This window comes from Bradyrhizobium sp., assembly GCF_049581145.1.
Taxonomy (GTDB): Bacteria; Pseudomonadota; Alphaproteobacteria; order Rhizobiales; family Xanthobacteraceae; genus Bradyrhizobium.
Map to the genome: position 1 here is coordinate 1 of NZ_JBAURI010000999.1, position 2363 is coordinate 2363.

General features: G+C 61.9%; 4 protein-coding genes. 2 read left to right on the plus strand and 2 right to left on the minus strand.

What is annotated here, in order from left to right; translation table 11 throughout:
- The first annotated feature begins 388 nt into the window (after positions 1–388).
- Both WCB02_RS32400 and WCB02_RS32405 read left to right on the plus strand, forming a co-directional pair.
- Positions 389–670, plus strand: a complete 282-nt coding sequence (locus WCB02_RS32400; RefSeq protein ID WP_423964711.1) for a type II toxin-antitoxin system RelE/ParE family toxin — start codon at positions 389–391, stop codon at positions 668–670.
- 13 nt (positions 671–683) lie between these two features.
- On the plus strand, positions 684–989 hold the full coding sequence (locus WCB02_RS32405) for a HigA family addiction module antitoxin (RefSeq protein ID WP_423964713.1): 306 nt from the start codon (positions 684–686) through the stop codon (positions 987–989).
- 164 nt (positions 990–1153) lie between these two features.
- On the opposite strand, the gene upp is transcribed toward WCB02_RS32405, so the two are convergent.
- Both upp and WCB02_RS32415 read right to left on the minus strand, forming a co-directional pair.
- Positions 1154–1789 (minus strand): uracil phosphoribosyltransferase, encoded by a 636-nt coding sequence (upp, locus tag WCB02_RS32410; RefSeq protein WP_423964715.1) that lies wholly within the window; start codon positions 1787–1789, stop codon positions 1154–1156.
- Positions 1790–1876: 87 nt separating this feature from the next.
- A partial coding sequence (locus WCB02_RS32415; RefSeq protein WP_423964717.1) for a c-type cytochrome occupies positions 1877–2363 on the minus strand: 487 nt, incomplete at its 5' end.

Consider the following 2363-nt stretch of genomic DNA (forward strand, 5'->3'; position numbering starts at 1 on the left):
TCTCCCGCAAGAGGATCGCGGGCGGCGAATTCCGGTTCGGCACGGATTCGATATACATGGCTAAATTATACCAACAATTCATCGATAATGCAATAACAATATCACAAATTACATGGCTACGTTTTCGTGGCCAATCTCCGACAAATCCATTGAGCTCAAGGGCTTATCGTTTCCGATAGAAGGAAGTTCGGGTTAGTGCTGGCATCCCCGCCTTTGAAGCGAAAGCAAATGCGGCCCAAGGGCCGCCTTGAGCCACCGATAGCCGCACATGGAACCTGTCGCCGGTCGCTTCAGGCGAGAATGCCCGGTCAGCAGGGAGAACAGGCTGTATCATTGGTTGATACGCATGCACTTGACGAGTGTATCGGCGAATGATACATCAGCTCCCGTGATCAGGAGCTTCCGGAACAAGGCCACCGAAACCGTCTACAACGGCGAAAGTACCAAGGGCTTTCCGGCCGACATGGTCAAGGTCGCACGTCGGAAATTGCGCTACCTCAACGCCGCGGGCGATCTCGGTGACTTGCGGTCGCCTCCAGGCAACCGTCTTGAAGCGCTGGCGGGTGATCGCAAGGGGCAACACTCGATAAGGATCAACGACCAATTCCGGGTGTGCTTTGTTTGGACGACGGAAGGCCCGGCGGACGTTGAGATCGTGGATTACCACTAGAAGAGGACCTACAGTGACCAAGAAGCTCAAGCCCATGCATCCTGGTGAGGTTCTGCGGGAGGAGTTCCTCGTTCCGCTCGGAATGTCGGCGGGCGCTCTCGCCAAGGCCTGCGGCTTGCCTCGCACTCGGATCGAGCGGATCGCCGGCGAACAGAGCGGCATTACGGCCGATACCGCGCTTCGGCTCGCCAAGGCGCTCGGGACGACCGCCCAGCTTTGGCTCAACCTGCAGAACGACTATGACATGCAGATCGCGAGGCGCGATCTCGGCAAGATTCTCGATCGAATCGAGACAGTGAACAAGCCCAAGGCGGCCTGAGCGGGGAAGTGCAATGTCGGAAGGCGTCGAAAATCGGCGGATGCGCTCGCGCGGCAGGCCCCGGTATCATAGCGCCACGGCGAACGAATAGTGCCCATCTTCATCGACCGCGGCGCGCCTGACGATTCGAACCCCGGAAACGCTCGACTGGTGATGCGGTCTTGCTACTTCGTCCCGAACATGCGGTCGCCGGCATCGCCGAGGCCGGGCAGGATGTAGCCGTGATCGTTCAGCCGCTCGTCGATGGCGGCGGTCCAGATCGGAACGTCGGGATGTTCCCTCCGGAATTGCGCGATGCCTTCGGGCGCCGCGAGCAGGCAGACGAAACGGATGTCGCGACCGCCACGCGTCTTCAGAAGGGTCGCCGCAGCGCAGGCCGAATTGCCCGTCGCCAGCATGGGGTCCATCAGCACGACGGTCCGATCCGACAGATCCTGGGGCGCCTTGAAGAAATACTCGACCGCCTGCAGCGTATCGGGGTCGCGATAGAGCCCGATATGCGCGACGCGCGCGGAAGGGACCAGCGCCAGCATGCCGTCGAGAAAGCCGACGCCGGCCCGCAGGATCGGCGCAAAGGTCAGCTTCTTGCCGGCGATCTTGGGCGCCTTCATCGGCGACAGCGGGGTCTCGATATCGACCAGTTCGAGCGGCAGGTCGCGGGTCACCTCGTAGCACAAGAGCATCCCGATCTCGTTGAGGAGCTCCCGGAATCCCTTGATCGAGCGATCGCGCTCGCGCATCAGCGAAAGCTTGTGCTGGACCAGCGGGTGACTGACGAGATTGACGTTTTCGGCGTTCATGCACGCCGCTCTACACGTTTCCAGCCGATCGCGCCAGATCGTTCGTGCCCCGAAACGGAGCGAAACCCGCCGCGCCAAACCCGCTGCTCAGCCCGGCGGCAGGTGCGTCAGGTACTCATAGATCGCGGTCAACTCGTCATCATCCATGCGGCCGAGCGGGCGCCACGGCATGACCTTGCCAAGCTCATGCCCATTGGGATCAACGCCGGTGCGAAAGGTCGCGATGAAGTCCACACGCGTCCAATCCTTCACGACGCTGAGGTCGGGACCGAGCGGCGCCAGCTGACCGGGCACGCCGCCGGTCAACTGGCGACCATGGCATTCCCGGCAATCCTGGTACGACAGAATGTAGGCGCCGAACTCCGAGGTCGGCGATTTCGGCGGCGCCGTCACGACGGCGGTGCTGACCGGTTTGCCGCTCGGCAACAGGCCGGCCCCCAGCATGGCAAGACCCAGGAGATTGAAGCGGTCGGGAGGATCGGGTGTCTGAGCACCGGCGGCCGGCAGGCTGCGGAGATAGGCGATCACGGCGGATGTATCGTCGTCGCTCAGTTTGCCGGCGTTGGTGTAGGAC